Genomic DNA, 2,651 nt, shown 5'->3' with positions numbered 1-2,651 from the left:
CAGCTACATCGAGTACGCGATGTCGGTCATCGTCAGCCGCGCCCTGCCCGACGTGCGCGACGGCCTCAAGCCCGTGCACCGACGCATCGTCTACGCCATGTACGACGGCGGCTACCGCCCCGACCGCGGCTACAACAAGTGCGCCCGCGTCGTCGGCGACGTCATGGGCCACTACCACCCGCACGGCGACTCGGCGATCTACGACGCCCTCGTGCGCCTCGTGCAGGACTGGTCGCTGCGCTACCCGCTCGTCGACGGCCAGGGCAACTTCGGCTCGCGCGGCAACGACGGCGCCGCTGCCCCGCGATACACCGAGTGCCGGATGGCCTCCATCGCGATGGAGATGGTCCGCGACATCGAGCAGGACACCGTCGACTTCGTCCCGAACTACGACGGCAAGACCATGCAGCCGGCCGTGCTGCCGAGCCGCTTCCCGAACCTGCTCGTCAACGGCTCCGCCGGCATCGCCGTCGGCATGGCCACGCAGATCCCGGCGCACAACCTGCGCGAGGTCGCGGCCGGCGCGCAGTACTACCTGGACCACCCCGACATCTCGCGCGAGGACCTCCTCGAGGCGCTGCTCGGCATCATCAAGGGCCCGGACTTCCCGACCGGCGCCCTGATCATGGGTCACAAGGGCATCGAGGAGGCCTACCGCACGGGTCGCGGCTCGATCATCATGCGGGCGGTCGTCGAGGTCGAGGAGATCCAGAACCGACAGTGCCTCGTCGTCACCGAGCTGCCCTACCAGGTCAACCCGGACATGCTGGCCCTCAAGATCGCCGACCTCGTCAAGGACGGCAAGATCTCGGGCATCGCCGACATCCGGGACGAGACGTCGGGTCGCACCGGCCAGCGCCTCGTCATCGTGCTCAAGCGCGACGCCGTCGCGAAGGTCGTGCTCAACAACCTCTACAAGCACACGCAGCTGCAGACCACGTTCGGCGCCAACATGCTCGCCCTGGTCGACGACGTGCCGCGCACCCTGCCGCTCGACGGTTTCATCCGGCACTGGGTCGACCACCAGATCGAGGTCATCGTCCGGCGCACGAAGTTCCGGCTGCGCAAGGCCGAGGCCGACATCCACATCCTGCGCGGCCTGCTCAAGGCGCTCGACCGGCTCGACGAGGTCATCGCCCTCATCCGGGGATCGCGCACCGTCGACATCGCCCGTGAGGGTCTGATCGAGCTGCTCGAGATCGACGAGATCCAGGCCAACGCCATCCTCAACATGCAGCTGCGCCGCCTGGCGGCCCTCGAGCGCGAGAAGCTCATCGAGGCGCACGACGAGCTGCAGGCCCTGATCGACGAGTACCACGCGATCCTCGAGTCCCCCGAGCGTCAGCGGCGAATCGTCAGCGAGGAGCTCGCCGACATCGTGGAGCGCTACGGCGACGAGCGCCGCACGACGATCGTGCCCTTCGACGGCGACATGTCGATGGAGGACCTCATCCCCGAGGAGGACGTCGTCGTCACGATCACCCGTGGCGGCTATGCGAAGCGCACGCGCGTCGACCAGTACCGCTCGCAGAAGCGCGGCGGCAAGGGCGTACGCGGTGCCACCCTTCGCGGAGAGGACGTCGTCGAGCACTTCTTCACCACGACGACGCACCACTGGCTGCTCTTCTTCACCAACCTCGGCCGGGTCTACCGGGCCAAGGCGTACGAGCTGCCGGAGGGATCGCGCGACAGCAAGGGCCAGCACGTCGCCAACCTGCTCGCCTTCCAGCCCGGTGAGCAGATCGCCCAGGTGCTGGCGATGCGCGACTACGAGTCGGCGGACTACCTGGTGCTCGCCACCCGCGCCGGCCTGGTCAAGAAGACCCGCCTCGCCGACTACGACTCCAACCGTTCGGGTGGCCTCATCGCGATCAACCTGCGCGACGGCGACGAGCTCGTCGGTGCCGGCCTCGCCTCCAACCGCGACGACCTGCTCCTCGTCTCCCGCAAGGGCCAGTCGGTGCGCTTCACGGCGACCGACGAGGCGCTGCGTCCCATGGGTCGCTCCACCTCGGGCGTGACCGGGATGAAGTTCCGCGACGGCGACGACCTGCTGGCCATGTCGGTGGTCGAGGAGGGCGAGAGCCCCGACGTGTTCGTCGTCTTCGAGAACGGCCTGGCCAAGCGCACCCCGGTCTCGGAGTACCGCCTCCAGGGCCGTGGCGGCCTCGGCATCAAGGTGGCCAAGCTCAGCGAGAAGGGCGGCGACCTGGTCGGCGCGCTGACCGTGATCGACACCGACGAGGTCATGGTCGTCATGGAGAAGGGCAAGATCGTGCGCTCGCGCGTCGACGAGGTGCGCCACACCGGCCGCTCGTCGCAGGGTGTGAAGTTCGCGACGCCCGACAAGGGCGATTCGATCGTCGCCGTGGCGCGCAACGCCGAGTCCGCGATCGCGGTGGCCGAGATCGAGGAGGGCCACCCCGTCGAGCAGCCGTCCGGCACGGGAGCGCCGGCTGCGGTTCCGGCCGCCGATGGCGTACCGTCGGACGAGACGTCGGGCGACGAGGCGAGCTCGTCGGAGACCGACAACGGAGGTGACGAATGAGCGCGACCAGCCCCGAGGGCTCCCTGAGCGGGTCCGGCACGTCGACGCGCACGAGCTCCGGCTCCCAGTCCGGCGGGAGCGGCCAGAACGGGTCGTACTACGA

At 69.0% G+C, this 2,651-nt stretch carries 1 protein-coding gene; it reads left to right on the top strand.

Going from position 1 to position 2,651, the window contains the following annotated elements:
* The coding region (gyrA, locus tag ABD194_RS19645) for a DNA gyrase subunit A (RefSeq protein ID WP_343994642.1) at window positions 1-2,548 on the top strand (2,548 nt) is incomplete at its 5' end.
* Window positions 2,549-2,651: the final 103 nt, after the last annotated feature.

The sequence above is a fragment of the Terrabacter terrae genome (assembly GCF_039529575.1).
Lineage (GTDB): Bacteria > Actinomycetota > Actinomycetes > Actinomycetales > Dermatophilaceae > Terrabacter > Terrabacter terrae.
The sequence above is the reverse complement of the archived record's forward strand: the minus strand, read 5'-3'. Positions and strand labels throughout refer to the sequence as shown.